This window comes from Pigmentiphaga kullae (assembly GCF_004216695.1).
In the GTDB taxonomy this organism is placed as follows: Bacteria; Pseudomonadota; Gammaproteobacteria; order Burkholderiales; family Burkholderiaceae_B; genus Pigmentiphaga; species Pigmentiphaga kullae.
This window is the reverse complement of record NZ_SGXC01000002.1, coordinates 1,749,348-1,774,925: the sequence shown is the minus strand read 5'-3', so window position 1 is coordinate 1,774,925 and position 25,578 is coordinate 1,749,348. Positions and strand designations below refer to the sequence as shown.

At 68.6% G+C, this 25,578-nt stretch carries 22 protein-coding genes and 1 tRNA gene; 14 read left to right on the top strand and 9 right to left on the bottom strand.

Annotated elements, in window-relative coordinates; translation table 11 throughout:
* Window positions 1-3 precede the first annotated feature (3 nt).
* Window positions 4-1,602: an OpgD/OpgG family glucan biosynthesis protein gene (locus tag EV675_RS22745; RefSeq protein WP_130360038.1), complete on the bottom strand. Its 1,599-nt coding sequence runs from the start codon at window positions 1,600-1,602 to the stop codon at window positions 4-6.
* A gap of 145 nt (window positions 1,603-1,747) precedes the next feature.
* Window positions 1,748-2,977: an MFS transporter gene (locus EV675_RS22740; protein ID WP_130360036.1), complete on the bottom strand. Its 1,230-nt coding sequence runs from the start codon at window positions 2,975-2,977 to the stop codon at window positions 1,748-1,750.
* A gap of 223 nt (window positions 2,978-3,200) precedes the next feature.
* On the opposite strand from EV675_RS22740, the gene EV675_RS22735 reads away from it, so the two are divergent.
* A complete protein-coding gene (locus tag EV675_RS22735) occupies window positions 3,201-3,749 on the top strand; it encodes a Dps family protein (protein ID WP_130360034.1) in 549 nt (182 codons plus the stop codon).
* An 18-nt stretch (window positions 3,750-3,767) separates the two neighbouring features.
* Here EV675_RS22735 and EV675_RS22730 read toward each other — a convergent pair whose 3' ends face one another.
* The 4 genes from EV675_RS22730 to EV675_RS22715 all read right to left on the bottom strand — a co-directional run bounded on the left by EV675_RS22730 (window position 3,768) and on the right by EV675_RS22715 (window position 8,538).
* Window positions 3,768-5,336 (bottom strand): phospholipase D family protein, encoded by a 1,569-nt coding sequence (locus EV675_RS22730; protein WP_130360032.1) that lies wholly within the window; start codon window positions 5,334-5,336, stop codon window positions 3,768-3,770.
* Window positions 5,337-5,426: 90 nt separating this feature from the next.
* Entirely contained in the window at window positions 5,427-6,509 is a 1,083-nt protein-coding gene (locus EV675_RS22725) for an NADH:flavin oxidoreductase/NADH oxidase (protein ID WP_130360030.1), read from the bottom strand.
* Between the two features lie 9 nt (window positions 6,510-6,518).
* The gene (locus EV675_RS22720) at window positions 6,519-7,484 is read right to left on the bottom strand and encodes a tripartite tricarboxylate transporter substrate binding protein (RefSeq protein ID WP_130360028.1); all 966 of its coding nucleotides are present in this window, start codon (window positions 7,482-7,484) and stop codon (window positions 6,519-6,521) included.
* 142 nt (window positions 7,485-7,626) lie between these two features.
* Window positions 7,627-8,538: a LysR family transcriptional regulator gene (locus EV675_RS22715; protein WP_130360026.1), complete on the bottom strand. Its 912-nt coding sequence runs from the start codon at window positions 8,536-8,538 to the stop codon at window positions 7,627-7,629.
* A gap of 127 nt (window positions 8,539-8,665) precedes the next feature.
* On the opposite strand from EV675_RS22715, the gene EV675_RS22710 reads away from it, so the two are divergent.
* From EV675_RS22710 to EV675_RS22680, 7 genes are all read left to right on the top strand, one after another.
* Entirely contained in the window at window positions 8,666-9,841 is a 1,176-nt protein-coding gene (locus tag EV675_RS22710; protein ID WP_130360024.1) for an iron-containing alcohol dehydrogenase family protein, read from the top strand.
* Between the two features lie 33 nt (window positions 9,842-9,874).
* Window positions 9,875-10,753 carry a TauD/TfdA dioxygenase family protein gene (locus tag EV675_RS22705; RefSeq protein ID WP_130360022.1) on the top strand — a complete coding sequence of 293 codons (879 nt, stop codon included), beginning with the start codon at window positions 9,875-9,877 and terminating at the stop codon, window positions 10,751-10,753.
* 57 nt (window positions 10,754-10,810) lie between these two features.
* Window positions 10,811-11,779 carry a tripartite tricarboxylate transporter substrate binding protein gene (locus EV675_RS22700; RefSeq protein ID WP_130360020.1) on the top strand — a complete coding sequence of 323 codons (969 nt, stop codon included), beginning with the start codon at window positions 10,811-10,813 and terminating at the stop codon, window positions 11,777-11,779.
* A gap of 10 nt (window positions 11,780-11,789) precedes the next feature.
* Window positions 11,790-12,965 (top strand): alpha-hydroxy acid oxidase, encoded by a 1,176-nt coding sequence (locus tag EV675_RS22695; RefSeq protein WP_130360018.1) that lies wholly within the window; start codon window positions 11,790-11,792, stop codon window positions 12,963-12,965.
* 15 nt (window positions 12,966-12,980) lie between these two features.
* Window positions 12,981-13,056 (top strand) — tRNA-Ala (locus EV675_RS22690).
* Between the two features lie 209 nt (window positions 13,057-13,265).
* The gene (locus EV675_RS22685) at window positions 13,266-13,589 is read left to right on the top strand and encodes a helix-turn-helix domain-containing protein (protein WP_130360016.1); all 324 of its coding nucleotides are present in this window, start codon (window positions 13,266-13,268) and stop codon (window positions 13,587-13,589) included.
* A complete protein-coding gene (locus EV675_RS22680) occupies window positions 13,586-14,812 on the top strand; it encodes a type II toxin-antitoxin system HipA family toxin (protein WP_130360014.1) in 1,227 nt (408 codons plus the stop codon). Before EV675_RS22685 ends, EV675_RS22680 begins: the two co-directional genes overlap by 4 nt.
* Here EV675_RS22680 and EV675_RS22675 read toward each other — a convergent pair.
* Window positions 14,799-15,899: an NAD(P)-dependent alcohol dehydrogenase gene (locus tag EV675_RS22675; protein ID WP_130360012.1), complete on the bottom strand. Its 1,101-nt coding sequence runs from the start codon at window positions 15,897-15,899 to the stop codon at window positions 14,799-14,801. The two genes, EV675_RS22680 and EV675_RS22675, sit on opposite strands and share 14 nt — an antisense overlap.
* 266 nt (window positions 15,900-16,165) lie before the next feature.
* Here EV675_RS22675 and EV675_RS22670 point away from each other — a divergent pair, with 266 nt between their 5' ends.
* A complete protein-coding gene (locus tag EV675_RS22670) occupies window positions 16,166-16,942 on the top strand; it encodes a ferredoxin--NADP reductase (protein ID WP_087838207.1) in 777 nt (258 codons plus the stop codon).
* Between the two features lie 6 nt (window positions 16,943-16,948).
* Here the strand turns inward: EV675_RS22670 and EV675_RS22665 are convergent, their stop codons facing one another.
* Together EV675_RS22665 and EV675_RS22660 are read right to left on the bottom strand one after the other, a co-directional pair.
* Entirely contained in the window at window positions 16,949-17,437 is a 489-nt protein-coding gene (locus tag EV675_RS22665) for an SRPBCC family protein (RefSeq protein ID WP_087838208.1), read from the bottom strand.
* A 59-nt stretch (window positions 17,438-17,496) separates the two neighbouring features.
* Window positions 17,497-19,467 carry an APC family permease gene (locus tag EV675_RS22660; RefSeq protein ID WP_087838209.1) on the bottom strand — a complete coding sequence of 657 codons (1,971 nt, stop codon included), beginning with the start codon at window positions 19,465-19,467 and terminating at the stop codon, window positions 17,497-17,499.
* A gap of 210 nt (window positions 19,468-19,677) precedes the next feature.
* Here EV675_RS22660 and EV675_RS22655 point away from each other — a divergent pair, with 210 nt between their 5' ends.
* From EV675_RS22655 to EV675_RS22635, 5 genes are all read left to right on the top strand, one after another.
* Window positions 19,678-20,067 carry a Rid family detoxifying hydrolase gene (locus EV675_RS22655; protein WP_124688618.1) on the top strand — a complete coding sequence of 130 codons (390 nt, stop codon included), beginning with the start codon at window positions 19,678-19,680 and terminating at the stop codon, window positions 20,065-20,067.
* 11 nt (window positions 20,068-20,078) lie between these two features.
* The gene (recG, locus tag EV675_RS22650) at window positions 20,079-22,142 is read left to right on the top strand and encodes an ATP-dependent DNA helicase RecG (RefSeq protein WP_130360010.1); all 2,064 of its coding nucleotides are present in this window, start codon (window positions 20,079-20,081) and stop codon (window positions 22,140-22,142) included.
* Window positions 22,143-22,155: 13 nt separating this feature from the next.
* Entirely contained in the window at window positions 22,156-23,100 is a 945-nt protein-coding gene (locus tag EV675_RS22645) for a LysR substrate-binding domain-containing protein (RefSeq protein WP_124688620.1), read from the top strand.
* Between the two features lie 82 nt (window positions 23,101-23,182).
* Entirely contained in the window at window positions 23,183-23,719 is a 537-nt protein-coding gene (locus tag EV675_RS22640; protein WP_130360008.1) for a Dps family protein, read from the top strand.
* A gap of 199 nt (window positions 23,720-23,918) precedes the next feature.
* Window positions 23,919-25,556, top strand: coding sequence for an AMP-binding protein (locus EV675_RS22635; RefSeq protein ID WP_130360006.1), 1,638 nt, complete (start codon window positions 23,919-23,921; stop codon window positions 25,554-25,556).
* Window positions 25,557-25,578: the final 22 nt, after the last annotated feature.

The window sequence follows — 25,578 nt, the reverse complement described above, 5'->3', positions numbered from 1 at the left end:
GGGTCAGGCGCCGCCGCCCGGCGGATGGTATTGGTACAGCCACGTCTCGGACAGCGTCTGCCCGCCGCTCTTCAGGTACAGGCGCATCTCCACGGGATCGGCGCCGTCCACGGTCAGATCGAACTGCGCGCGCCAATGGCCGGGGACGTCGTCGGGCACCGCCTCGACATACACATACGAGAAACTGCCGCGCGAGGCCCACAGCACGGCCTCCGGCGTGACGCCGTAGGGCAGGACTGCCAGCGGACCGCCCAGGAATTCCACCATGAACTTGCGCACGCCCTGGGGGCGTGGCTGGCCGGGCTGGCCGCCGTTGCCCAGGCGGGTCGCCACGCAGCGGGCGTTGGCTGGCGGATAGGGCTCGCGGTCGGTCCAGTGCAGGCGGTATTTCAGCCGGTACTCGCTGCCTTTCGTCGCCGGGGCGGCGGGCACCCACATCGCGACGATGTTGTCGTGGATCTCGTCGTCGGTGGGGATCTCGACCAGGTGCACCGCGCCCGCGCCCCAGTCGCCCAGCGGTTCGACCCACAGCGAGGGGCGGCGCTCGTAGTGGACGCCGTCCAGGTAGTGATCGAAGTCGCGGTCCCGCTGGAGCAGGCCGAAGCCGCGCGGGTTGTCGTCGCCAAAGGCCGAGGCCATGATGCGCGGCGGATTGTTCAGGGGCCGCCAGATGTACTCGCCGCCGCGCGTCCACATCGCCAGTCCGTCCGAGTCGTGCACTTCGGGCCGCCAGTCGACGGCGGTGGGCTTGGCGGCCTCCGAGAACCAGTACATGGAGGTCAGCGGGGCGATCCCCAGGCGTTCGATGTCCCGGCGCAGGAACAGGGCCGCGTCGATGTCCATCAGCACGGCCTTGCCGCGCGTCATGTCGAAGCGGAAGGCGCCGGTGATGCCGGGGCCGTCCAGCCGGGCATAGACCGTGACGGTGTCGCCGCCGGCCGCCGGCGGCACGAAATAGATGTGCGTGAAGGCGGGGAATTCCTCGGCGCGGTCGGGGACGGCGATGTCGATCGCGATGCCGCGCGCGGACAGGCCGTATTGATAGAGTTCCCCGATCGCGCGGAAATACGAGGCGCTCAGGAAGGCCACCCAGTCGTTCGTGCGCCAGTCGGGCGCGGGCGGCCCGGCCAGGCGGCTTTCCTGGAAGCGGAAGCCGGCGAAGCCGATGCCGGGCGGCAGCGCGTGGGCGGGGCTGTCGGCCGGCATGTCGAAATAGCTTTCGTCGTACAGGATCTCGCGCGCCTGGCCGCCGTCCCTGCCGTCCAGGACGTACATGCGCACCGGTGTGGGCGAGAAGCGGCCCAGGTGGAAGAAGGTGACCGGAAAGCTGCCCGGGCCATCGGCGAACAAGGCATGGTCCGGCTTGAAACGGATTTCTCCCACGGCGGCATAGTCCAGGCGTTCCAGGATGGGCCAGTTCGGCATGGGGGTGGCCTGGAACGGGCGCGTGGCGGCCTCGCGCGCGTCGCGCACCAGGCGGTCGAACGAGAAGGGCGAGCGCGCGCCCAGCTTGAGCGGCGCCGCCGCGCCGGCCGGCGCGTAGCCCAGCGCGGCCAGGGCCAGGGCGCTCGTGGTGGCAAGAAAGGTACGTCGGTCGGTCATGGCGGGAGAACCATCCGGTTTCATCGGCGTGCCCATTTTTTCATCACGTCGGGTAAGTCGTTGGTGAAAAAAGGTTTTTTTGTGTAGTCCCATGGCTGTCCCCAAAGTTGTCCACATCGGGGGTGGGTAACTTCGGGACCGGGGATCAGGAGCGGATGGGCAGCAGCCGGCGGGACAGGGCCACGAAACCCGCCGAGGCGGCGATGGCGGTAAGGAGCAGCGTCATCGCGGCGGCCATGGGGCCGGCGTGGTCGGTGATGAAGCCCAGCAGCATGGGCCACGCGTTGCCGATGTAGCCCGCGATGTAGAACAGCGAGACCATGAGGCCGCGCCGCTGGGGCGGCGCGATCTGGTTGACGATGCCGGCGGCGCCGATGAACGCCGCGCCGAAGCCCAGGCCGGTGATCAGCACCGCCACGCCCATCAGCCACGCCTGCGTGACCAGCAGCGAGGCGATGGCACAGGCCAGTCCGCTGGCGAAGACCATGTTGCCGTAGCGGAAGGCCGAGGTGCTGGAGGTTCGCTGGCTGAGGAACTGCGCCGTGCCGGCGCAGGCCGCCAGCAGCGAGCTGGCGTAGCCGCTGAGCGCGTAGTCGTGGATGCCCAGCAGTTTCTCGCCCAGCGACGGCCCCATCGCCATCAGCGACGAACCGACGCCCCAGACGATGGACAGCGTGATGCAGCAGAGCAGCATCAGCTGGGTGACGCGCCGGGCCGGCAGCGCGCGGGCGGATGCGTGCACGGCCTGCGGAGAATGCGGGGCCGGGGCGGGCGCGGCGGTCCGTCGCAGCGGCAGGCGCCACAGCCCATGGCCGACGGCGAGGACGATCGAGACGATCACCAGGAAAGGGGCGACGGTGGGATGGAACCCCGCCTGCAACGCCACGCCGCTCAGGATCGGCCCCAGGATGGATCCCAGCGTGAAGGCCGCCGTGCCGAACAGCGCGGCGCGCTGTTTGTGTTGCGGCGGCTCGAGGTCGAGCAGCGCGGCGTTGGCCGCCCCGGTCAGCGTGCCGGTGCCCAGCCCCGCCAGCAGGCGGCCCGCCAGCAGCATGCCCAGGTTCTGGGCGAGGGCCAGCAGGATCGCGCCGGTCGCCACCATGGCCAGCGCCGGCAGCAGCAGCCGGCGGCGGTCCGCGACCCGGTCCGCCAGCCGCCCGCCGACGAGCAGCGCGCTCAGCACGCCGACCACGTAGGCGAAGAAGATGGCCGTGGTGGTGAACGAGGGCAGGTTCAACTGCGCCTGGTAGAGGGGATAGAGCGGCGTGGGGACGCTGCTGCCCATGACGCCGGTCATGAGCGAGACGGTCACGAGCGCGCGGGCTTTCCAGAGCGAGCGCGTCGAGGCCGGAAGCGAAGGGGAGTCGGAGTTCAAGCGGCAGGGCTCAGGAAGAGGCGGCCGGCGGTGGAGTGCTTGTCGCGGGCCGGAAGACGAGAGCGCATTAGTCTACACCCATTCATGGATGAGCTACGGGTTTACCATTAGGCCGACCCTCGGTTGATCTGGCGGTCCGCGCCTTTCATAATCGGACGGCGGGCACGGCCGCCGCAAGCCTGCGCCCCGCGCCGCCCGCCTCACCTCTCCCCTGGAGCATGCCATGAAGCGAATGGACACCGAACGTCAAGGCAAGTTGAAGAAGCGCCGCGCGGCCCCGCTGGCCACCCCCACCGACCTGGGCGCGGAGGCGACGCGGGAACTCAGCGGCGTGCTCAACGGTATCCTGGCCGACGTCTTCGCCCTGTACCTGAAGACCAAGAATTTCCACTGGCACATGAGCGGCCCGCATTTCCGCGACTACCACGTGCTGCTGGACGAGCAGGGGGTCGAGATCTTCGCCATGACCGACGTCATCGCCGAACGCGTGCGCAAGATAGGCGGGCCCACCATCAAGTCCATCGGCCACATCGCCAGGCTCCAGCGCATCCTCGACAACGACGCGGACTACGTCCAGCCGCTGGACATGCTGGCCGAGCTGCGCGAGGACAACAAGACCCTGGCCAGCCACCTGCGCGAGGCGCACGACATCTGCGACACCCATCGCGACATCGCCACCGCCAGCCTGATCGAGAACTGGATAGACGAGGCCGAGCGGCGCACGTGGTTCCTGTTCGAGGCCAGCCGCAATTCCGACGGCACCGGGCATTGACGGCGGGACCGGGCCGCGTCACAGCAGGGGTTCGATGGGCAGCCACGACATCAGCCGGATCGCCAGCCGCTTGAGCAGGCCGGTGCCCGGTTCGGTGTCGTGCCGGATGGTGCGGCCGTCCCGCCGCTCCAGCCAGTACAGGCTGCCGCCGGGCGCCAGGCGGACCTCGTAGGCGCTGTCGGGAATGCTGGTGTCGAAGGCTTCCGATATGCGGCCGGCCAGTTCGGGGCTGTCGATGACGAACCCCAGTTCGGTGTTCAGGTTGGCCGAGCGCGGATCGAAATTGAAGGATCCGATGAAGGCCCGGGTACGGTCCACGCCGAAGGTCTTGGCGTGCAGGCTGGAGCCCGAGCTGCCGAACAGCGGCTTGCCTTCGGGCTTGCCGCTGTGGTGCGAGGCGCTGCGCATTTCGTACAGGCGTACGCCCGCCTCCAGCAGGTCCTTGCGCCGGCGGGCATAGCCCGAATGCACGACGGGGACGTCGGTGGCCTCGAGCGCATTGGTCAGCACCCGCAGCTTCACGCCTTGCCGCGCCATGGCCGCGAAGGTGGCGGTTCCCTGGCTGCCCGGCACGAAGTAGGGCGACACCAGGTCCAGTTCCTTTTCCGGCGTGCCGATGATGGCGGCCAACTGGTGGGCCAGCAGCCCATCTGGCCCGGCCTGGCCCTGCGCCTTGGCCGGGTCGTCGCTGACCATGCGCACGGGCGCCCAGGTCAGCGGCAGCGTGCCCGCAAGCAGGTCGCGCACGAAGGGCTGCTCGCGCATGGCGCTGACATAGGCGGCCGCGGCCGGATTGGCCTCGATGGAGGCGGAGTCGGCCGCCAGTTCGTCCAGCCTGGCGGCGGGGACGGGCGGCAGCAACTGGTCCACCGGATAGGCCGAGACGCTGGCCCAGTAGCGGTCGAAATCTGTCGAGACATCGTTCACGATGCTGCCTACCGCCAGCACGTCCAGGTCGGCGAACAGTACGCCGTCGGTGGCGCCGAAGTATTCGTCGCCGACGTTGCGGCCGCCCACGATGGTCGCCTGGTTGTCCGCCGTGAAGGACTTGTTGTGCATGCGCCGGTTCAGGCGCGAGAACTCGAACAGGTAGCCCACCATCTTGGGACGCCGGATGGCGAACGGATTGAACAGCCGGACCTCGATGTTGGGATGGGCGTCCAGCGCGGCCAGGGTCTCGTCCAGGCCGGCGATGCCGTTGTCGTCCAGCAGCAGCCGCACCCGCACACCGCGGTCCGCCGCGGCATGCAGCGCCTCGAGCATCATGGTGCCGGTCATGTCGCCGCGCCAGATGTAGTACTGGATGTCCAGCGTGCGTTCGGCGGCGTGGGCCAGCAGCATGCGCGCCGCGAAGGCGTCGCGCGCGTCGGCCAGCGGGTGCAAGCCCGTCTTGCCCGGATGGGCGTCGGCCTGTGGCGCGATCACCCGGCCCAGCGCGGTCTGGCGCGAGGCGTCCGGGTCCAGGGCCGACGACACGGAGCGGTCGGCCAGCGGCGGCAGCGAGCAGCCCGCCAGCCAGGCCACGGCCAGCGACGAAGCCGCCAGCTTCGCGCCCCGCGCGCCCAGTCCCAGGGTGGTTCGTGCCATGCCGCCGCCAGGGTTCGAGATCCGTCTGTCCATGCCGCATTGTTGGGCAAGACGAGGCGTAACTCAAATCGCGCCGGCGGCGCGGGCGGGCTAGCCGCGCATGCGGGTCACGGCGCGCTGGTATTGCACCGGCCAGTCCGGCGCCGTGGCCTCCAGCTCGGCGGCGGCGCGCAGCGGCCAATAAGGATCGCGCAGCAGCGCGCGCGCCAGCAGGATCAGGTCGGCGTCGCCGCGCTGCAGGATGGCCTCGGCCTGGCGGGCCTCGGTGATGCCGCCCACCGCCGCCGTGGCGATGCCGGCATCCCGGCGTATCGCGGCGGCCAGGGGGACCTGGAAGCCCGGTTCTCCGCTGCCCTGCGAGCCGGGCCGGATGGAACCGCTGGAGCAGTCGACCAGGTCCACGCCCTGCGCCTTGAGCCGCTGCGAGAGGGCGATGGACTGGGGCAGGTCCCAGCCGCCGTCGACCCAGTCGGTGGCGGACAGCCGGACGAACAGGGGCAGCTCGGACGGCAGGCTGTCGCGGACCGCGGCGGCGACCCGCAGGGGCATGCGGATGCGGCCTTCGAAGCCGCCGCCATGGGCGTCGCGGCGCAGGTTGGCCAGGGGAGACAGGAACTGGTGCATGAGGTAGCCGTGGCCCATGTGCAGTTCGATCACTTGCATGCCGATCGCGGCCGCGCGGCGCGCAGCGTTGGCGAACGCCTCCACGACGCCGTCCATGTCGGCCTCGGACATCTCGCGCGGCAGCGGATAGCCGTCGGCGAAGGGCAGGGCGCTGGGGGCCATGACCGGCCAGCCGCCGCGTTCCGGCGGGATGCCTGCCTTGCCTTCCCAGGGGCGGCTGGTCGAGCCCTTGCGGCCCGCATGCGCGAGCTGGATGCCCGGAACCGCGCCCTGTTCGGCGATGAAGCGCGCGATGGGGGCCAGCGCCTGTGCCTGGGCTTCGTTCCAGATGCCGAGATCGCCCGGGCTGATGCGCCCGTCGGCGGTGACCGCGGCGGCCTCCAGCAGCACCAGGCCGGCGCCTCCCACCGCGCGGCTGCCCAGGTGCACCATGTGCCACGCGCTGGCCAGGCCGTCCACGCACGAGTACTGGCACATGGGCGCGACGCCGATGCGGTTGGGCAGGGTGACGCCGCGCAGCGGCAGCGGGGAGAACAGGCGATGGCTCATGCGGCCCTTCTATTCGATGCTGACGTGGGCTTCTTGTACCACCTCGCGCCACTTGGCGGTCTCGCTCGCCATGTAGGCGCCGAAGTCGGCGGGCTTGCCGCCGCGCGGCTGCAGGCCCATCTCGGCGAACCGGCGGCGCAGGCCCTCGGTGGCCAGGGCGCGGTTGACGGCGCCGTTGAGCGTCGCGACGACCGCCTCCGGCGTGCCACGCGGGGCGACCATGCCATACCACGGCGTGACGTCGTAGCCCGGCACCCCGGCCTGGGCCAGGGTGGGTACGCCGGGCAGCACGTCCACCGGCTCGGGGCTGGTCACGCCCAGCGCGCGTACCTGGCCGGACTGGATGCGCGGCAGGGCCGCGCCCACGCCGTCTATCATCACGGCCACGCGGCCGGGTATCAGGTCGTTGTACGCCGGTGCCGTTCCCTTGTAGGGTACGTGCGCCATTTTCACGCCCGCCTTGTACAGCAGGACCTCGGTCGCCAGGTGCGCCGAGCTGCCCGCGCCGGCCGAGGCATAGGCGATCTGCCCCGGCCGCGCCTTGGCGGCGGCCAGCAGTTCGCCCAGCGTCCGGTAGGGCAGCTGGGCGCTGGCCAGCAGCACGTGCGGCGCCACCGCGACCAGGGCCACGGGGGCGAGATCGCGCAGGTTGTCGTAGGGCAGGTTCTTGTGCAGGCTGGCATTGACGGCCAGCACGCTGAACGGCGCCATCATCAGGGTGTAGCCGTCGGCGGGCGCCTTGGCCACCGCGTCGGCGCCGATGATGCCGCTGGCGCCCGCACGGTTTTCCACCACCACCGGCTGGCCGAGCTGGTGGGCCAGTTCCTCGGCCACCGCGCGGGTCATCAGGTCCAGCGTCGCACCGGCCGCGAACGGCACGATGATGCGCACGGCGCGTTCCGGGTAGGCGCCGGCGGCGGGCAGGGCCGCGGCCAGCAGCAGGCCGCCCAGCAGTGTTTGCGGCAACTTCGGCATGGTGGGTCTCCTCTGGGCCGCGGCGGAGCGCGGCGCGCCTCGTGGCGGGCGCGGTGTGGGATGGCGCGAGGCGGCAGTATAGGCAGCGCCCCGGCGCGCGGGCCAGCGGCGTCGGGAGAAAACAGTGTTTCTGTTTTGGTAACTATGGGGCGGCGTCTTCCCAGCGCGGCTGGCTGAACCAGCCTTTCAGGAAATCCAGGAAGGTGCGCACGCGCAGCGGCAGGTTGCGCCGGCTGGGGAAGACCGCGTGGATCTCCAGTTCGGTCGGCCGGTAGTCCGCCAGCACGGCTTCGAGCCGGCCCTGGCGCAGGTCCTCGGACACCATGTAGGTCGGGTGCATGGAGATGCCGTGGCCCAGCAACGCGGCATGCCGCAGGGGCTCGCCGAAATTGGCGCGTATGGTGCCGCCCACCCTGACCGTTACCTTGCCGCCGGGACCCTGGAAGGACCAGACGTTGGTGGGCGACTTCAGCGCGTGCACCATGCAGTCGTGGCGCGCGAGGTCCTCGACCGACGCCGGGCGGCCGCGCCGGGCCAGGTAGGCGGGCGATGCCACCAGCACCTGCGGCACCCGGGCCAGCCGGTGCGAGACCTGGCTCGTGTCCTTCAGCGAGGAGGCGATGCGCACCGACATGTCCAGCCCTTCGCCGACCAGGTCGGTGCGGCCGTCGTCCAGGTACATCACCACGCGGATGTCGGGATGCGCGGCCGAGAACGCGGTGATCACCGGCACCAGATGGAAGGCGCCGAACGAGGGTGGCGTGCCCACGCGCAGCATGCCCTTGGGTTCCTTGACCGAGCGGCGCACGGCGTTCTCCACGCCTTCCATGTGTTCGAGCAGGTCGCGGCCGTTCTCCAGCAGCGCCAGGCCGGACTCGGTCAGGCTCACGCTCTTGGTGGTGCGCTGGAGCAGTTGCACGCCCAGTTCCCGTTCGAGCCAGGCGATGTGCTTGGTGACGTTGCCCTTGGCCATGCCCAGCCGCTGGGCGGCGCCGGAAAAGCTCAGGCCCTGGGCGACCTCGATGAACACCTCGATGCAGCGCAGCTTGTCCAACTTGCCTCCTGGTCGGGCATGAGTCTGTTTTCGTTATGGAAACGATGATTTCCCTGTTGGATTCTATCGCGCCCCCGGTCGCGTCGATACACTGCGACCGCATCGCCGACGCCCATGGTTCACGAGCATGACCCCAGGCCCCTCTTCGTTTCCCGCAGCGTTCCAGGCGCATTCCTCGCTGACGCGCGTGGTGTTCCGGCCGGGCGCGGTGGACGAGGCCGGGGCCGAACTGGAGCGGTTGGGCGCGCGCCGTCCGCTGCTGCTGGCCAGCCGCCGGTCGCGAACCATGTCGCCATACGGCCGGCTGGTAGATGCGCTGGGCGACCGCGCCGCGCAAAGCGTCGACGTGCCGTCGCATTCCTCGGTCGATACCGTCGAGCGCGTGGCGCGCGACATCGCGGCGCATGGGGCCGATTGCCTGGTCGCCTTCGGCGGCGGCAGCGTCATCGACACGGCGAAGGCCGCCGCGCTGCTGCTGGCCGAGGGAGGGGACCTGGCGCGGCACGCCACGCGCTTCACGCCGCCGGACGCGGTGCATGTGCCGGCGCTGCGGCGCGCGAAGCTGCCCATCCTGGCCGTGCCGCTGACCGCCTCGGGGGCGGAAATGACGCCGTCGTTCGGCATCGCGCACGGTCCCGGCAAGCTTTTGTTCCGGGACGAGCGCTGCGCCTGCCGCGTGGTGCTGCTGGACCCGGCCTTGAATGCGGAGGTGCCCGCGCGGATCGTGCTGGATACCGGCATGAATGGTCTCGCGCATTGCCTGGAGGGCCTGTATTCCCGCCAGCGGTCGCCCTATGCGACGGCGCTGGCGCTGGACGGCCTGGCGCGTTTCGCGGCGGCGCTGCCGGCCGTGGCCGAGCGGCCTGGCGACGTCGCGGCGCGCGGCGAGCTGCTGGTGGCCGCCAACCTGGCGGGCCTCGTGCTGGCCTCGGCGCGCAGCTGCCTGCACCACGCCCTCTGCCATGTGCTGGGCAGCCGCTGCGGTGTCGCCCACGGCGCGGCCAACGCGGTGATGCTGCCGCACGTGGCGGACTACAACCTGCCGGCGGCCGGCGCCGAACTGGCCATGGCGGCCGCGGCGCTGAGCGCGGGAAGCGAGACCCGGCCCGAAGCGGTGGCCCGTTGCCTGCGGGCCTTGCGGCAAGCGGTGGGCGCGCCATCGCGGCTGCGCGACCTGGGCGTGGCGGCCGAGGCGCTGCCCGAGGTGGCGCGGCACGCGCTGGGCGAAAGAGGGCTGGCATTGAATCCGCGCCGGGTGGCCGGCGGGGACGAATTGCGGCAGTTGCTGGAGGCCGCCTGGTAGCGGCGACGGATGATCGCACTCATGGAGAAAGGAATGATCAAGGTGGTGGAAAGCGGCCAGAGCCTGGGCGCGCGCATCGACAACCTGGACCTGTCCCGTCCGTTGGACGACGCGCAGTTCCGGCAGGTCGAGCAGTTGCTGGGGCGCCATGGCGTGTTGAGTTTTCCCGGGCAGGACCTGACCCCCGCGCACTTGCGGTCCTTCGCTGCGCGCTTCGGCACGCTGGAGGTCAACGTGGCCAACAGCTACCAGGAGCCGGGCATGCCCGAGGTCATGATCCTGTCCAACATGGTGGAGGACGGCAAGCCCGTGGGGCTGGCCGATGCCGGGCAGGACTGGCACACCGACATGTCCTACAGCAGGATGATCGCCTTCGCCAACATCCTGTATGGCATCCGCATACCTGTGCGCGACGGCGAGCCGCTGGGCTGCACCGAGTTCAGCAACATGCACGCCGCCTACGACACGCTGCCCGAAGGGCTCAGGCAGCGGCTGGACGGCATGACCGTGCTGCACGACTTCAACAAGTTCTGGGAAATGATGCGGCGGGAAAAAGGCAGCCAGCGTCCGCCGCTGACCGAGGCGCAGCGCCGCGCCAAGCCTCCGGTCTCGCATCCCGTCTTCCTGACCCATCCCATCACCGGGCGCAAGGTGCTGTACGCCAACCCCGGGTACGCGGTGCGCATCAACGAGCTGCCCGAGCACGAAAGCGACGAGATCCTGGCCTTCCTGTTCGCCCACCAGTTGCAGCCGGCTTTCCGCTATCGCCACCGCTGGGCGGTGAACGACGTGCTGATGTGGGACAACATGGGCACCATCCACAATGCCGTGGCCGATTATGGCCCGGACGAGCCCCGCCTGATCAAGCGCTGCCAGGTCATGGCCGACCGCTATTTCGGGGCGGCGGCATGAGGCTGGCCAGCTATCGCGGCGAGCACGCCGTCGCCTGACAACGAGGAGGAGACACCCATGAAAAAGACATCGACCCTGCTGCTGGCGGCCACGCTGGCCGCCGCCGCGGGACCGGCCGCCGGTGCCTATCCCGACCGGCCCATACGCATGATCGTCGGCTTCGCGGCCGGCGGACCCACCGACGTGATCGCCCGGGTGCTGGCGCAGGAAATGACGCGATCGCTGGGGCACCCCGTGGTGGTGGAGAACAAGGCGGGCGCCAACTCGCTGATCGCCACGCGCGAGGTCGCCGCGGCGGCGGCGGACGGGTACACCGTGCTGTTCGCCTCGCTTTCGCACAACGTCAACTGGCTCCTGCTGGGCGCCAAGGCGGGCTACGATCCGCTGAAGGACTTCGCGCCGGTTTCCAACGCGGCGTCGCTACCCATGGTCGCGGTCACCGCCTACCAGTCGCCGATCCAGTCCATGAAGCAGTTGATCGAGCAGGCGCGCGCCAAGCCGGACACCATCAGCTACGGTTCGGCGGGCAACGGCGGGTCGGCCCACCTGGCGGGCGCGATGCTGTCGACCATGGCCAAGGCGCGCATGATCCACGTGCCGTTCCGCGGCAACGGCCCGGCGCTGACCGAGGTCATGGCGGGGCGCGTCTCCTTCATGTTCTATCCCATCATAGGCGTGGCTGCCAATGTCCAGGAAAAGCGCCTGAAAGTGCTGGCGGTGGGAACGCCCCAGGCAGGCGCCGAATTTCCCGGCGTGCCCAGCATGGCCGACGTCGGCTTCCCCGATTTCCAGGACACCGCGCCATGGGTGGGGCTGCTGGCGCCGGCCGGCACGCCGCGGCCGGTGGTGCAGAAGCTGAACCAGTCCATGGTCGAGGCGCTGCGCCAGCCCGAGGTGCAGAAGCGGCTGAAGGAGCTGGGCGCCGAGGTCATCGGCGATACGCCCGAGGCGTTCGGCACGTTCCTGGTCCAGGACCAGAAGCGCTGGGCCGAGGTGATCAAGGCCGCCGGCATCACGGCGGAATAGGCGCGGGGCCATGACCGGATTGCCACGTGCCTACAGCATCGAAGACCTGCGCCGTGCGTCGCGGCGCCGCCTGCCTCGCGCCATTTTCGATTTCTTCGACGGCGGCGCCGAGGACGAACTGACGCTGGCCGACAATTGCGCGGCCTTCCGGAGCGTGCGGCTGGCACCGCGCGCGCTGGTCGACGTTTCGGCGGTGGATACGGGCGCGCAAGTATTGGGCGCCCCGTCCAGCCTGCCGCTCGCCGTCGCGCCCACCGGTGCGGTCGGGTTCGGCCGCCGCGGCGGCGACATCGCCATCGCCCGCGCCGCCGCCCGGGCGGGCGTGCCCTATACGCTGTCGACCTCGGCCACCGCCTCGATCGAGCAGATCGCCGATGCCGCGCCGGGGCGCCTGTGGTTCCAGGCCTACATCCTGCGCCACCGGCCGCTGCTGGAGTCGCTGATCGCCCGCGCGCGGGCGGCGGACTACGAAGGCCTGATGATCACCGTCGACCTGCCCGTGGGCGGCAAGCGCGAGCGCGACTTGCGCAACGGCCTGTCCTTCCCGTTCCACTACACCGCGCGCAACCTGCGCGACTTCGCCAGCCAGCCGGCCTGGGCGCTGGACATGCTGTGCCGCGGCCTGCCCGTGATGGAAAGCCTGAAAGGCCTGGAGGCGCCCGGCGCCGACGCCACCCGCCTCGCCTCGTCGGTGGGCCGCAGCTACGATCCCTCGTTCGACTGGGCACGCCTGGAGGCCCTGCGCGACCTGTGGCCGCGCAAGCTGATCGTGAAGGGCGTGCTGCGTCCGGACGATGCCGACAGGCTGGCGCGCCTGGGCTGCGACGCCGTGGTCGTGTCCAACCACGGCGGCCGGCAGTTGGACGGCGCGGCAGCCACGCTGGACGCGCTGCCCGGCGTGGCGCAGGCCGCCGCCGGCCGCATGGAAGTGCTGGTGGATGGCGGGGTGCGGCGCGGCGGCGACATCCTGAAGGCGCTGGCGATGGGCGCCAGCGCCGTGCTGGTGGGGCGGGCCACGCTGTGGGGGGCGATCGCCGCGGGCGAGGCGGGCGCCGTTCGGGCGCTGGACATCCTGCGCGAAGAGTTCCAGCGCGGCATGCAGCTTTGCGGCGCCCGCCGGGTGGCGGAGATCGGTCCGGACCTGCTGTTCGGGGCGCCACGCACGTCGCAAAAAAATACGGTATAGTTGCGGTCTGCACGTGGGGCGGTAGCTCAGCTGGGAGAGCGTCGCGTTCGCAATGCGAAGGTCGGGAGTTCGATCCTCCTCCGCTCCACCAAGGTTTCATTCAAAAACGACGTACTGCATCTTGCGATGCGGACGTCGTTTTTGTTTTGGGCAAGCCTCCGATTCAATGTAATGCCTATGAGACATTAAATGAGTTTTTCCTTCTAATGTCTCGAATAAGGGACATGGCTTGCGATAGTGTAGTGTTCCATATACGATTCATTATCTCGGATTTTGCCAATAGTGTTCCGGATATAGAACATGAACCTTGCCGAGCTGGGGGAAGCCTTCCGTAGCGCCCGCATGGCGGCCGATCTGACTCAACAGCAGGTCGCCGAGATGAGCGGCGTGGCGCGCGGCCGCATCAGCATGTTCGAGACGGGGGCGTTACCTGAAATCGGCGCCGTCAAAATGCTGAGCCTTTTCGACGCCGTGGGGCTGGAGTTGATCGTCCGTCCGCCGGGGCATCAGCGCACGCTCGACGACGTTCTGGCCGAGCCTGCCGAGGCGGGCGATACCTCCATGCGCCAGCGGGTGCGCAAGCGCTCCGCGCGCGGCCCGAAAACCACGAAGCGCCAGCCATGAGCCGCGCGACGCTCGATGTCCATGTGAGCGGCGAGCTGGTGGGGACGCTTGCCGAGGAAGCGGCCAGGTATGTCTTCAGCTATTTGCCCGATACGCCGCCGGATCGCTTCGTTTCGCTGCTCATGCCGGTGCGGGCGGCATCGTACGACTGGAAAACGCTGCACCCCTTCTTCCAGATGAATCTGCCGGAGGGCTTCAAGAAAGACCTGATGATTCGCCGCCTGGGCCCGCATGCCGACGTCAGCGATTTCGGCCTGCTTGCGCTGACGGGCGCCAACACGATCGGACGCGTCCAGGTGGTGCCGCGAGGCGCCACGCTTGCCGCGGCCTCCAGCAAGGCTGACATGGCGGGACTGCTCGCGTCGGCCAATTCGCGGGAAAACCTGCTGCGGCTGCTGGAGGGCGGGGTGGCGGAAGGGGTGTCCGGCGTCATGCCCAAGGCGCTCGTGCGGCCCGAGGATAGGGCGACGGTCTGGACGGACGAGTTCATCCTGAAGACGGGTTTCGATGATCTGCCGGGACTGGCGATCAACGAGTTCCTTTGCCTCGAGGTCGCCCGAGAGGCCGGTCTCGAGGTACCCGAGACCAGGCTGTCCGACGACGGGCAGGTACTGGCGGTACGACGCTTCGACCGTACCGCCGACGGCCGGATGCTTGCGGTCGAGGACTACTGCGCGCTCAAGCCCAATGACGCCGTCAATAAATACAAGGGGACGCTGGAGGACCTGGCCAAGCTCACCCGCGCCTACGTGCCGCGCGCGGCATTCAAGGAGGCGGCACGCCGCCTCTATGCGTTGATATTGCTGAACTACGCCGTTCGCAATGCCGATGCGCATCTGAAAAACTTCGCGCTGGTCTATACCGACGTCGACGACGTCCGGCTGGCGCCGGTCTACGACGTCCTGAGCAGCACCGTCTATCCGAGGTTTGCGACGAACCTGCCCGCGCTGCCCGTGCAAGGCAAGCGCGTGTGGGCGTCGGGCAGCATGCTTGCGATCTATGGGGCCACGCGGCTGGGCCTGAGCAAGGCGGACATGGACGAGGCGCGCGAACGGATCACGCAAGCCGTGCACAAGATCGCGCCGATGATAGCTGGTCATGCCGCGCGTTACCCGGGTTTTCGCGATGTTGCGCAGAACATGCTGGCCGCGTGGGGGGCCGGGCTGGCGGACATAGGACCCCGCGCCAAGCCCGGAAAGCGCGTTCCCGTTAGTGCGGCTTGACCGCCACCTTCAGCACATTGTCCCGCTGGTTGGCGAACAGCTCGTAGGCCGCCACGATGTCGTCCAGCTTGAACTGGTGGGTCACCAGCAGCCCCAGGTCCAGGCGTCCGGATTCCAGCACGTTGATCAGCCGCCGCATCCGTTCCTTGCCGCCCGGGCACAGCGCGGTATTGATCTTGTGGTCGCCCAGCCCGGCGGCGAAGGCCGACAGCGGCAGGGTCAGGTCCTCGGAATAGACGCCCAGGCTGGACAGGGTGCCGCCCGGCTTGAGCACGCGCAGCGCGGACGCGAAGGTCGACTGGGTGCCCAGGGCCTCGATCGAGGCGTCCACGCCGCGGCCGCCGGTCAGCTTCATGATCTCGTCCACCACGTCGCATTCGCGGAAGTTCAGGGCGACGTCCGCTCCCAGCTTGCGGGCGATGTCCAGGCGGTGCGGGTTGCCGTCGATGGCGATGATGGTCGTCGCGCCCGACAGCCGGGCGCCGGCGGTGGCGCACAGGCCGATGGGGCCCTGGGCGAACACGGCCACGACGTCGCCGATGCGGATGTTGGCGTTCTCGGCGCCCTTGAAGCCGGTGGACATGATGTCCGGGCACATCAGCACCTGTTCGTCGGTCAGGCCGTCCGGGATGGGGGCGAGGTTGGCCTGGGCGTCGGGCACCAGCACGTATTCGGCCTGGGTGCCGTCGATGAGGTTGCCGAAGCGCCAGCCGGCGGTGGCCTTGTAGCCGTGGCAGCCGCACAGGCCCTGCGGCACCAGGTAGCTGCCGTCCTGCGAGGGCGCGCCGTCCTGGGCGGCGTAGGAATTGAAGTTGGGGCAGATCGCGCCGGCGATGACGCGCTGGCCTTCCCGGTAGCCGGCCACGGCGCTGCCGAGCTTCTCGATCACGCCCACCGGCTCGTGGCCCACGGTCAGGCCCGGCGCGACGGGGTATTCGCCCTTCAGGATGTGGATGTCGGTCCCGCAGATGGTGGTGGTGGTGATGCGGACCAGGGCGTCGTTCGGGCCCACGTCGGGGATGGGCTTGTCCGCGATCTCGATGCGCCCGGGTGCAACGAACACGGCGGCTTTCATCATGGCAGTCATCGTCAGGCCTCCGGAAGGTAAGGGGGGAGGAAACATTACACAGGAGATCTTCGACAGTCTGATTGATACAGATCAGTCGCGGCCATGATTTGAAGGAAATAGTGGGTTACCCGGGCCATTGGCAATATGCTTAGAACCCATGTTCATAAGATGCGGCCAATTTCGCCTTACTGCCCGCTAATCCGCATAAAATCTAAGGTTTACGTCCGACGGCCAGTCATGGTTTGGTAAACTGGCCCGACTATCTAGATGGGATCCGACAGGCCATGGCCGCTTTCAATACCGAACGCGTCACGAGCGTTCACCACTGGAACGAGACGCTTTTCAGCTTCAAGACCACGCGCGATCCCGCGCTGCGTTTCCACAACGGCCATTTCGTCATGATCGGCCTGGAAGTCGAAGGCAAGCCGCTGATGCGCGCCTATAGCATCGCCAGCGCCAACTACGAGGAACACCTCGAGTTCCTGAGCATCAAGGTGCCCAACGGCCCGCTCACGTCGCGCCTGCAGCACCTGAAGGAAGGCGATTCCATCCTGGTCAGCCGCAAGCCCGTCGGCACCCTGGTGGTGGACGACCTGCTGCCCGGCAAGAACCTGTACCTGTTCGGCACGGGCACGGGCCTGGCCCCGTTCATGAGCATCATCAAGGATCCCGACGTCTACGAACGCTTCGAGAAAGTGGTGCTGGTGCATGGCGTGCGCTGGGTCAGCGAACTGGCCTATTCGGACTACATCGGCAGCGAACTGCCGGGCAACGAATATTTCGGCGAAATGGTGCGCGACAAGCTGATCTATTACCCCACGGTCACGCGCGAGCCGTTCCGCAACCAGGGCCGCATCACCGATCTCCTGACCAGCGGCAAGCTGGCAGCGGACATCGGCCTGCCTCCCATCAATCCCGAGCACGACCGCGCCATGCTGTGCGGCAGCCCGCACATGCTGGCCGACGTCACCGCCATCCTCGACGGCCTGGGCTTCAAGGCGTCCGAGCATACCGGCCATGCCGGCGACTACGTGGTCGAGCGCGCTTTCGTCGAAAAGTAAGCCGGGTCAGTGCACGAGCCGGCCCGACTCGGCCAGCTCCCGGATGCGCTGGACCGTGTCCATGTCGGCTGCGATGTAGGCCTGCTTGCGCAGGGCCACCACGGTATCGTCCAGTTCGCTGTGGCCGTCCTGCAGGTCCAGTTCGTAGATGAAGCGCAGGAACAGCACGTCGGGCTCGGGTTCCTCGATGCGGACCGTGGCTTCGCTGCGCGGCCACAGCTCGGTGGCGGTGGCCAGCACCTTGACCTGGCGCATGGGCGTCAGCGTGACCTCGTCGTGGACCTGGAAGGGCCCGAAGTCGAGCACGCGCTTGAGCACGGTGTGCTCCTGCCCGACCGCTTCCGCCTCGATGGTGCAGCTTTCCAGTCCCATGACGAATTCCGTGGGTTCGTGGGCCCGGATGAACAGCCCGCGCCAGATCTGCTCGCGCGTCAGCGGCGTGAGCAGGGGCACGAGCGGATCGTTGATCTGGATGAGGTGTTCGAAGCGAAGCATGGAGAGCGCGGTTCCCGGAGTGTTCCCCTAAGGATACCGCGCTCCGGCGCGCCCGGGCGCTAGTCGATCAGCATGGGCAGCACCATCAACTGCTGGCCGTTGACGTGCATGCGCCGCTGCAGCGAGTTGATCGCCTGGTTGTGCAGCAGGCGGGTGACGAAATTCTCGCGCTTGAACACCAGCTTGCTGGCGAAGACGATGGTGTTGGGATATTCCTGCAAGACCTCGGTGATCTGCTTTTCCAGGGTCTGCACGGCGTCGGTGCCGAAGCCCAGGCGGCTGGTCGCGGCCATGCCGTAGCTGTTGCAGAACCGCTCGAAGAACTTCAGGGAGGTCGTCGCCTGCAGCTTCATCGCCTCCATCGCTTCCGGGCCGCCGTAGACCTGCGCGTCCACCGTCCGTGCGTTGATGAAGATGAAGTTCTTGAAGTGGTCGGGGAACATGCGCTGCACCCACAGCAGCGCATGCAGGCCTCCGCCGCGGCTGGAGCCGACCAGGAAGGCGGCCGTGGGCGCGTAGGGGTCGAGCGCGGGCGGCGAGCAGTCCGAGCCGAAGGACTGGTCGGCGAAGATGTCGTCGATCGCGGCGATGCGGCGCCGCGTTTCCCGGTAGTGGGCCCGTATCCCCAGGCAGATGAAGATCAGCACGCTGGTGATGAGCAGCGTGGCCCAGCCGCCTTCGAAGAATTTCTCGACGATGGTCACGACCAGGATGGAGCTGGTGATGGTGACGGCCACCAGCGACAGTGCCAGCCGCTGCCGCCAGTGCTTCTTGTGCAGGGGCTTGTGGCGGTTGCGTATCCAGAACAGCGACAACCCCGCCAGCGACAGCGTGAAGGTCAGGAACACGTTGATCGAATACAGCACCACCAGGACGGACACCTTGCCGCCCGTCAGCAGCAGGATGGCGAAGGCGGAGATGCCCATCAGCAGGATGCCGTTCTCGGTCACCAGCCGGTTCGACAGGTAGCGGAAACGGTGCGGCATCCAGGAGTCGGAAGCCATGTTGGACAGCACCGAGGGGCCGCCCAGGAAGCCGGTGTTGGCGGCCACGAACAACAGGCCGGCCTCGAAGGCCAGCACCACGGTCAGCGCCACGACCAGGTTGCCGCCGCCGAAGCCCATCTCGCCCAGCACGTTGCCGAACACCACGGCGTTCAGCGTCTGGCCTTCCACCGGCGTCGCGTTCCACAGCAGGTACAGCAGGATGATGCCGCCGGCGGTGAAGGCCAGGCTGATGGCCATCAGCAGCATGGTGGCCTTGCCGGTATGGACCACGGGCTCGGCCAGGCGGTCGACGTTGTTGGAGACCGCCTCGATCCCGGTATAGGTGCCGCCGCCCAGCGAATAGGCCTTCAGGAACACCGCCAGCACGAAGAACCAGCCGGCTTCCTGCGAGAACTCGCGCACTTCCCGGATCGTGTCGGGAATCAGCAGCGGCAGGCCCTCGGCGTGGGCGAAGATGCCCCAGGCAATCAGGACGGCATGCGTGACCACGAAGCCGGCGAAGATGGGCAGGAGGACCTTGATGCTTTCCTTGGCGCCCCGCAGGTTCAGCCAGATCAGCAGGAGCACCATCACACAGGCGGTCCACAGCTTGAACGTCTGCCAGCTTGCCGGCAGCAGCGAGAACAGCGCGTCGGTGCCGCTGGCCACGGAAATGGCGATGGTCAGCACGTAGTCCACGATCAGCGCCGAACCGGATACCAGCCCGGCCGTCGGGCCGAGCAGCGCGGTCGAAACCCGGTAGCCGCCGCCGCCGGTGGGGAACAGCTCGATGACCTGGTTGTAGGCCAGCGCGACGACGAATACCGTGATGGCGGTGGCGATGGCCAGGAATAGCGCGAGGTGGGTATGGGTGCCCAGCGCGCGGAACGCTTCCTCGGGGCCGTAGGACGAGGAGGACAGGCCGTCCGCCCCCAGCCCCACCCAGGCCAGGAAGGCCGCCAGCGCGAGGGAATGCCGGGTGTCCGGGGACAGCGGGTCCCGGGCCTTGCCCAGCAGACGCTCGCGCCATGAGGTTGCTTTCATACGAAGGGGTTCCTGCTGCCTGGTGTCGGGTGGCTTCTTGATCGCGCGGCGCGCAGCGTACGCTTTTGGAAGGAATCGCGCTTTGAAGGCCATTCTAGCAACAGGGAAATTGTTACCCCGTGGCGGGGTCGGCACTATGGCAAACGAATTTCTGATAGCTTTATGCATAGACGCCCACGGGCGCGGATTTCCCCATTCCTCGAGGCAAGCATGAGCAAGCAGATCATCCACACCGACGCCGCGCCGGCGGCCGTCGGCCCGTATTCCCAGGCCGTGGCCGTGCCCGCTTCAGGCAAGACCGTCTATCTGTCGGGCCAGATCGGACTGATTCCCGCGACCGGCCAACTGGAGACGGGCAGTTTCGAGGCCCAGGTGCGCCAGGCCTTCGCCAACATGGAAGCGGTGGTGCGCCAGGCGGGCGGCACGCTGGACCAGGTCGTCAAGCTGACCCTGTTCCTGACCGACCTGTCCAAGTTCGGCACGGCCAACGACATCATGGCGCAGTTGATTCCCCAGCCTTTCCCCGCCCGCTCCACGGTGGGCGTGGCCGCCCTGCCCAAGGGCGCCGAGTTCGAGGTCGAGGCGATCCTGGTCATCTGATCCCGGCCGACATGAGCGCGCGCCCCGCCGCCCAGGACGAAAGCGAGCTGACGCCGCAGCAGCGCAAGATGCGCAAGCTCGGGCTGCGCATCGCGGACGACTTTGTCCTGCACCTGCCCATCCGCTACGAGGACGAGACGCAGCTGACGCCCATCAAGCGGCTGCTGCCGGGCATGTGGGCGCAGGTCGAGGGCGTGGTGACGCGCTGCGAGGTCGCCTACCGCCCGCGGCGCCAACTGGTGGCCGCGATCGAGGACGACACCGGCGAACTCACGCTGCGCTACCTGAATTTCTATCCCAGCCAGCAGAAACAACTGGCGGTGGGGCGCCGCATCCGCGCGCGGGGCGAGGCGCGCGGCGGTTTCTTCGGCATGGAAATGGTGCATCCGCGCACCACGGTCGCCGATGGGGATACGCCGCTGCCCGACCGCCTGACGCCGGTCTATCCCACCACCGAGGGGCTGCCCCAGGCCACGCTGCGCAAGGCCATCGCCGCGGCGCTGGAGCGGGCGGACCTGCGCGACACGCTGCCGGAGGCGCTGCTGCAGCGCTATGGCCTGATGCCCTTCGGCGAGGCTGTGCGCCTGCTGCATGCGCCGCCGCCCGACGTGGCCACGCAGCCCCTGGTCGATCGCGCGCATCCGGCCTGGCTGCGTATCAAGTTCGATGAGCTGCTGGCCCAGCAGTTGTCGCTGGCGCGGGCGCGCGCCGCCCGGCTGGACAAGCGGGCGCCGCCGCTGGCGCGTTCGACCGCGGCGGATGGACTGGTGGCGCGGCTGCTGCGCGCGCTGCCGTTCGAGTTGACCGGCGCCCAGCAGCGGGTGCGCGACGAGATCGCCGCCGACCTGACCCGGCCGCACCCCATGCAGCGGCTGCTGCAAGGCGACGTGGGCAGCGGCAAGACGGTGGTGGCGGCGCTGGCCGCCGCGCAGGCCATCGACAACGGCTACCAGGCGGCGCTGATGGCGCCCACCGAGATCCTGGCCGAACAGCATTTCCGCAAGCTGGTGGGCTGGCTCGAGCCGCTGGGCGTGAAGGTGGCCTGGCTGACCGGCAGCCTGACGCCCAAGGGCCGGCGCGAGGCGGCCGCGCTGATAGAAAGCGGCGAGGCGCCGCTGGCGGTGGGCACGCAGGCCCTGATCCAGCAGCACGTGCAGTTCGCGCGGCTGGGCCTGTCCATCGTCGACGAACAGCACCGCTTCGGCGTGGGCCAGCGGCTGGCCCTGCGCAACAAGGGCGGCGAGGACGAGGTCTTTCCCCACCAGTTGATGATGTCGGCCACGCCCATCCCGCGCACGCTGGCGATGACCTTCTTCGCCGACCTGGACGTTTCGGTCATCGACGAGTTGCCGCCGGGCCGGGTGCCGGTCATCACCAAGCTGCTGTCGGACACGCGCCGCGACGAGGTGGTGGCGCGCATCCACGACGCCGCCCGCTCGGGCCGCCAGGTGTATTGGGTGTGCCCGCTGGTCGAGGAAAGCGAGACGCTGGAGCTGCAGACCGCCGTCGACACCTTCGAGACGCTGCGGCAGGCATTGCCGGAACTGCGCGTGGGACTGGTGCACGGCCGGCTGCCGACCGCCGAGAAGGCGGCGGTCATGCAGGCCTTCAAGGATGGCGATCTCGACCTGCTGGTGGCCACCACCGTGATCGAGGTCGGCGTCGACGTGCCCAACGCCTCGCTGATGGTGATCGAGCACGCCGAACGCTTCGGCCTGGCGCAGCTGCACCAGTTGCGCGGCCGGGTAGGGCGGGGCGCGGCCGAGTCGGTGTGCGTGCTGCTGTACCAGGCGCCGCTGTCGCAGGTGGCCAAGGCGCGGCTGCGCACCATGCATGAAACCACCGACGGCTTCGAGATCGCGCGGCGCGACCTCGAACTGCGCGGGCCCGGCGAGTTCCTGGGCGTGCGGCAATCGGGCCTGGCGCTGATGCGGTTCGCCGACCTGGACGCCGACCTGGAGATCGCCGAGCAGGCGCACGAAGCCGCCGCCGAGTTGCAGGCGCGCGCGCAGGACGTGGTGTCCGCCCACCTGGCGCGATGGATGCGCGGGCGCGAAGATTTCCTCAAGGCTTGAAAAGAGGCGAGAGATGACCCTGACTGAACTGAAGTACATCGTGGCGGTGGCGCGGGAGCGGCATTTCGGCCGTGCCGCCGAAGCCTGTTTCGTCAGCCAGCCCACGCTTTCGGTGGCCATCCGCAAGCTGGAGGACGAACTGGGCGTGACGCTGTTCGAGCGGGGCGGCACCGAGGTGGGCGTGACGCCCATCGGCGAGCGCATCGTGGCCCAGGCCCAGAAGGTGCTGGAGGAAAGCGCCAACCTGAAGGAGATCGCCAAGCAGGGGCACGATCCCTTGTCCGGCGCGCTGCGGGTGGGCGTCATCTACACCATCGGTCCCTACCTGCTGCCGCAACTGGTGCCGCGCCTGATCGAGAGCGCGCCGCAGATGCCGCTGCTGCTGCAGGAATACTTCACCACGCGGCTGCTGGAGCTGCTGCGCCAGGGCGAGATCGATTGCGCCATCATGGCCCTGCCGCTGCCCGACGCCGGGCTGACGATCCAGCCGCTGTACGACGAACCCTTCGTGGTGGCGGTGCCCAAGGGCCATCCGCTGGCCAGCCGCAGCCACGTCAAGGCCGAGGAGCTCAAGAGCGAGACCATGCTGCTGCTGGGCACCGGCCATTGCTTCCGCGACCAGGTGCTGGAGGTGTGCCCGGAGCTGTCGCGCTTTTCGGCGACGACCGAAGGCATCCAGCGGACCTTCGAAGGGTCGTCGCTGGAGACCATCCGCCACATGGTGGCATCGGGCATAGGCATCACGGTGCTGCCCATGTCGTCGATCCCGGCCCAGCCCGACGATCGCGACCTGCTGCGCTACATCCCCTTCGAGGCGCCGGTTCCCGACCGGCGCGTGGTGCTGGCATGGCGCAAGAGCTTCCCGCGCACGGCCGCCATCGACACCCTGATCGCCGCCATCCACGACTGCCGGCTGAACGGCGTGACCATGCTGGAGGCCAGCGCGCAGACGGCCTGAGGCGCGCGGCGCTTGTCATGTCGCGATTCATCCCAATCTAGTATCCTGTGACGTCGGTTTCGACTTTGACAAGGAGTCAGCTATGGTGAAGAAAGCAACTGCCAAGAAACCCGCAAGCAATGGTGGCGCGGCCCGCTCGGCCGCCGGTGCGCTGCGCATCGACATCGGCATCTCGGACAAGGACCGCGCCGCGGTGGCCGGGGGCTTGTCCAAGCTGCTGGCCGATACCTATACGCTCTACCTGATGACGCACAACTTCCACTGGAACGTGACGGGGCCGATGTTCAACACCCTGCATGCCATGTTCATGACCCAGTACACCGACCTGTGGAACTCCATCGACGACGTGGCCGAGCGCATCCGCGCGCTGGGACACGTCGCGCCGGGCACCTACCGCGAATTCGCCAAGCTCACCACGATCAGCGAACCGACCGACGTGCCCGAGGCGCTGGAAATGGTGCGCCAGCTGGTGGTGGGGCACGAGGCGGTGGCCAAGACCGCCCGCAACATCCTCAAGGTGGCCGACGCCGCCAGCGACGAGCCGACCGCCGACCTGCTGACCCAGCGCCTGGAATTCCACGAGAAGACCGCCTGGATGCTGCGCAGCCTGCTGCAATAACCCCGAGGCCCGGGCGCCGTCCCTGGCGCCGTGTCATGGAAATCCCTGCCTCGCGGGCGACGCGATGCAGGGATTTTTTCTATGTTTTTTCTCCGCCTGGATGCGGAAAATTATTTGAGGTTTAAAAATTTTAAGTTAAATTAATCTTCGACCCATCACTGCCCGGCCGCGAGGCCGCGCATACCGCTGGAGACCACTCATGGAACGCTCGGGGCATCTCGATACCTTTGCGCGCGATCATCTTCCGCCGCCCGAGGCCTGGCCGGCATTCCTGCTCGATCATCCCGCCGTCCGCTATCCCGCCCGCTTCAATTGCGCGGCCGAGCTGGTCGACGGCGCGGTGGCGGCGGGACACGGACAGCGTCCGGCCCTCTGGACGGTGACCGACGGCAAGCCGTCCGCCATCACCTATCTCGAACTGCGGCAGAGGGTGGACCGCCTGGCCCATGTCCTGATCGAGGACATGGGGCTCGTGCCCGGCAATCGCGTCCTGCTGCGCGGTCCGAACAACCCGGCCATGGCGGTCGCCCTGCTGGCCACGATCAAGGCCGGGTTGGTGGCGGTGCCCACCATGCCGCTGCTGCGCGCGGTGGAACTCAAGCCCGTCATCGACAAGGCGCAGGTCAGCGCGGTGCTGTGCGACGCGCGCCTGCGCGACGAGATCGACGCCTGCATGCGGCCCGGCCCCACCCATTGCCCCACGCTGGCTCAGGCCCGCTACTTCAACGACGACGGCCCCGAATCGCTGGAAACCCTGGCACGCGCCAAGCCCTCGTCCTTTCCGGCGTGCGATACGGCAGGCGACGACGTCTGCCTGATCGCCTTCACCAGCGGCACCACGGGCAGTCCCAAGGGCTGTATCCATTTCCACCGCGACGTGCTGGCGATGTGCGACCTGTTCCCGCGCTCGATATTGCAGGCCACGCCCGACGACATCTTCTGCGGCACGCCGCCCCTGGCGTTCACCTTCGGCCTGGGCGGCATGCTGTGCTTCCCGCTGCGCGCCGGCGCCTCCACCGTGCTGTCCGAGAAGCTGACCCCGGCCTCGCTGCTGGAAACCATCCAGGCCACCCGCGCCACCGTCGTCTTTACCGCGCCCACCTTCTACCGCCAGATGGCGGCCCTGGCCCCGGGCTACGACATCTCCAGCCTGCGCCATTGCGTCTCGGCCGGCGAGGCCCTGCCCGACGCCACGCGCCAGAGCTGGAAGCAGGCGACCGGCGTGGAGATGACCGATGGGATCGGCAGCACCGAGATGATCCACATCTTCATCTCCAGCGCCGGCCAGGACGTGCGCCGCGGCGCCATCGGCAAGGTGGTGCCCGGCTACCAGGCCTGCATCGTCGACGAATCCATGCAGCCGTTGCCGCCCCGCACCGTCGGCCGCCTGGCCGTGCGCGGCCCCACCGGCTGCAAATACCTGGCCGACGACCGCCAGGCCAACGCCGTGCGCCAGGGTTGGAACCTGACCGGCGATTCCTTCATGATGGACGAGGACGGCTACCTGTACTACCAGGCCCGCACCGACGACATGATCATCTCGGCCGGCTACAACATCGCCGGCCCCGAGGTCGAAAGCGCCTTGCTCCAGCACGAGGCCGTGGCCGAATGCGGCGTGATCGGCGTCGCCGACGAAGAGCGCGGCCAGGTCGTCACCGCCTTCGTCGTGCCGCGCCCCGGCTTCGCGCCTGGAGACGATCTGGCCAAGACCCTGCAGGAGCACGTCAAGCGCACCATCGCTCCCTACAAGTACCCGCGCGTCATCCGCTTCGTCGACGCCTTGCCCCGTACCGAAACGGGCAAGCTCAAGCGCTTCGCGCTGCGCGGGCTGAACTAGCGGTGTCCGGGGCCCGGCAGGG

What these genes read in the sequence shown, in the direction of transcription:
- EV675_RS22635 (WP_130360006.1), top strand. Translation starts at nt 23,919, where the DNA reads ATGGAACGCTCGGGGCATCTCGATACCTTTGCGCGCGATCATCTTCCG.
- recG (WP_130360010.1), top strand. Translation starts at nt 20,079, where the DNA reads ATGAGCGCGCGCCCCGCCGCCCAGGACGAAAGCGAGCTGACGCCGCAG.
- EV675_RS22700 (WP_130360020.1), top strand. Translation starts at nt 10,811, where the DNA reads ATGAAAAAGACATCGACCCTGCTGCTGGCGGCCACGCTGGCCGCCGCC.
- EV675_RS22730 (WP_130360032.1), bottom strand. Translation starts at nt 5,336, where the DNA reads ATGGCACGAACCACCCTGGGACTGGGCGCGCGGGGCGCGAAGCTGGCG.
- EV675_RS22695 (WP_130360018.1), top strand. Translation starts at nt 11,790, where the DNA reads ATGACCGGATTGCCACGTGCCTACAGCATCGAAGACCTGCGCCGTGCG.
- EV675_RS22675 (WP_130360012.1), bottom strand. Translation starts at nt 15,899, where the DNA reads ATGACTGCCATGATGAAAGCCGCCGTGTTCGTTGCACCCGGGCGCATC.
- EV675_RS22720 (WP_130360028.1), bottom strand. Translation starts at nt 7,484, where the DNA reads ATGCCGAAGTTGCCGCAAACACTGCTGGGCGGCCTGCTGCTGGCCGCG.
- EV675_RS22705 (WP_130360022.1), top strand. Translation starts at nt 9,875, where the DNA reads ATGATCAAGGTGGTGGAAAGCGGCCAGAGCCTGGGCGCGCGCATCGAC.
- EV675_RS22645 (WP_124688620.1), top strand. Translation starts at nt 22,156, where the DNA reads ATGACCCTGACTGAACTGAAGTACATCGTGGCGGTGGCGCGGGAGCGG.
- EV675_RS22685 (WP_130360016.1), top strand. Translation starts at nt 13,266, where the DNA reads ATGAACCTTGCCGAGCTGGGGGAAGCCTTCCGTAGCGCCCGCATGGCG.
- EV675_RS22735 (WP_130360034.1), top strand. Translation starts at nt 3,201, where the DNA reads ATGAAGCGAATGGACACCGAACGTCAAGGCAAGTTGAAGAAGCGCCGC.
- EV675_RS22670 (WP_087838207.1), top strand. Translation starts at nt 16,166, where the DNA reads ATGGCCGCTTTCAATACCGAACGCGTCACGAGCGTTCACCACTGGAAC.
- EV675_RS22680 (WP_130360014.1), top strand. Translation starts at nt 13,586, where the DNA reads ATGAGCCGCGCGACGCTCGATGTCCATGTGAGCGGCGAGCTGGTGGGG.
- EV675_RS22640 (WP_130360008.1), top strand. Translation starts at nt 23,183, where the DNA reads ATGGTGAAGAAAGCAACTGCCAAGAAACCCGCAAGCAATGGTGGCGCG.
- EV675_RS22725 (WP_130360030.1), bottom strand. Translation starts at nt 6,509, where the DNA reads ATGAGCCATCGCCTGTTCTCCCCGCTGCCGCTGCGCGGCGTCACCCTG.
- EV675_RS22665 (WP_087838208.1), bottom strand. Translation starts at nt 17,437, where the DNA reads ATGCTTCGCTTCGAACACCTCATCCAGATCAACGATCCGCTCGTGCCC.
- EV675_RS22745 (WP_130360038.1), bottom strand. Translation starts at nt 1,602, where the DNA reads ATGACCGACCGACGTACCTTTCTTGCCACCACGAGCGCCCTGGCCCTG.
- EV675_RS22660 (WP_087838209.1), bottom strand. Translation starts at nt 19,467, where the DNA reads ATGAAAGCAACCTCATGGCGCGAGCGTCTGCTGGGCAAGGCCCGGGAC.
- EV675_RS22655 (WP_124688618.1), top strand. Translation starts at nt 19,678, where the DNA reads ATGAGCAAGCAGATCATCCACACCGACGCCGCGCCGGCGGCCGTCGGC.
- EV675_RS22710 (WP_130360024.1), top strand. Translation starts at nt 8,666, where the DNA reads ATGACCCCAGGCCCCTCTTCGTTTCCCGCAGCGTTCCAGGCGCATTCC.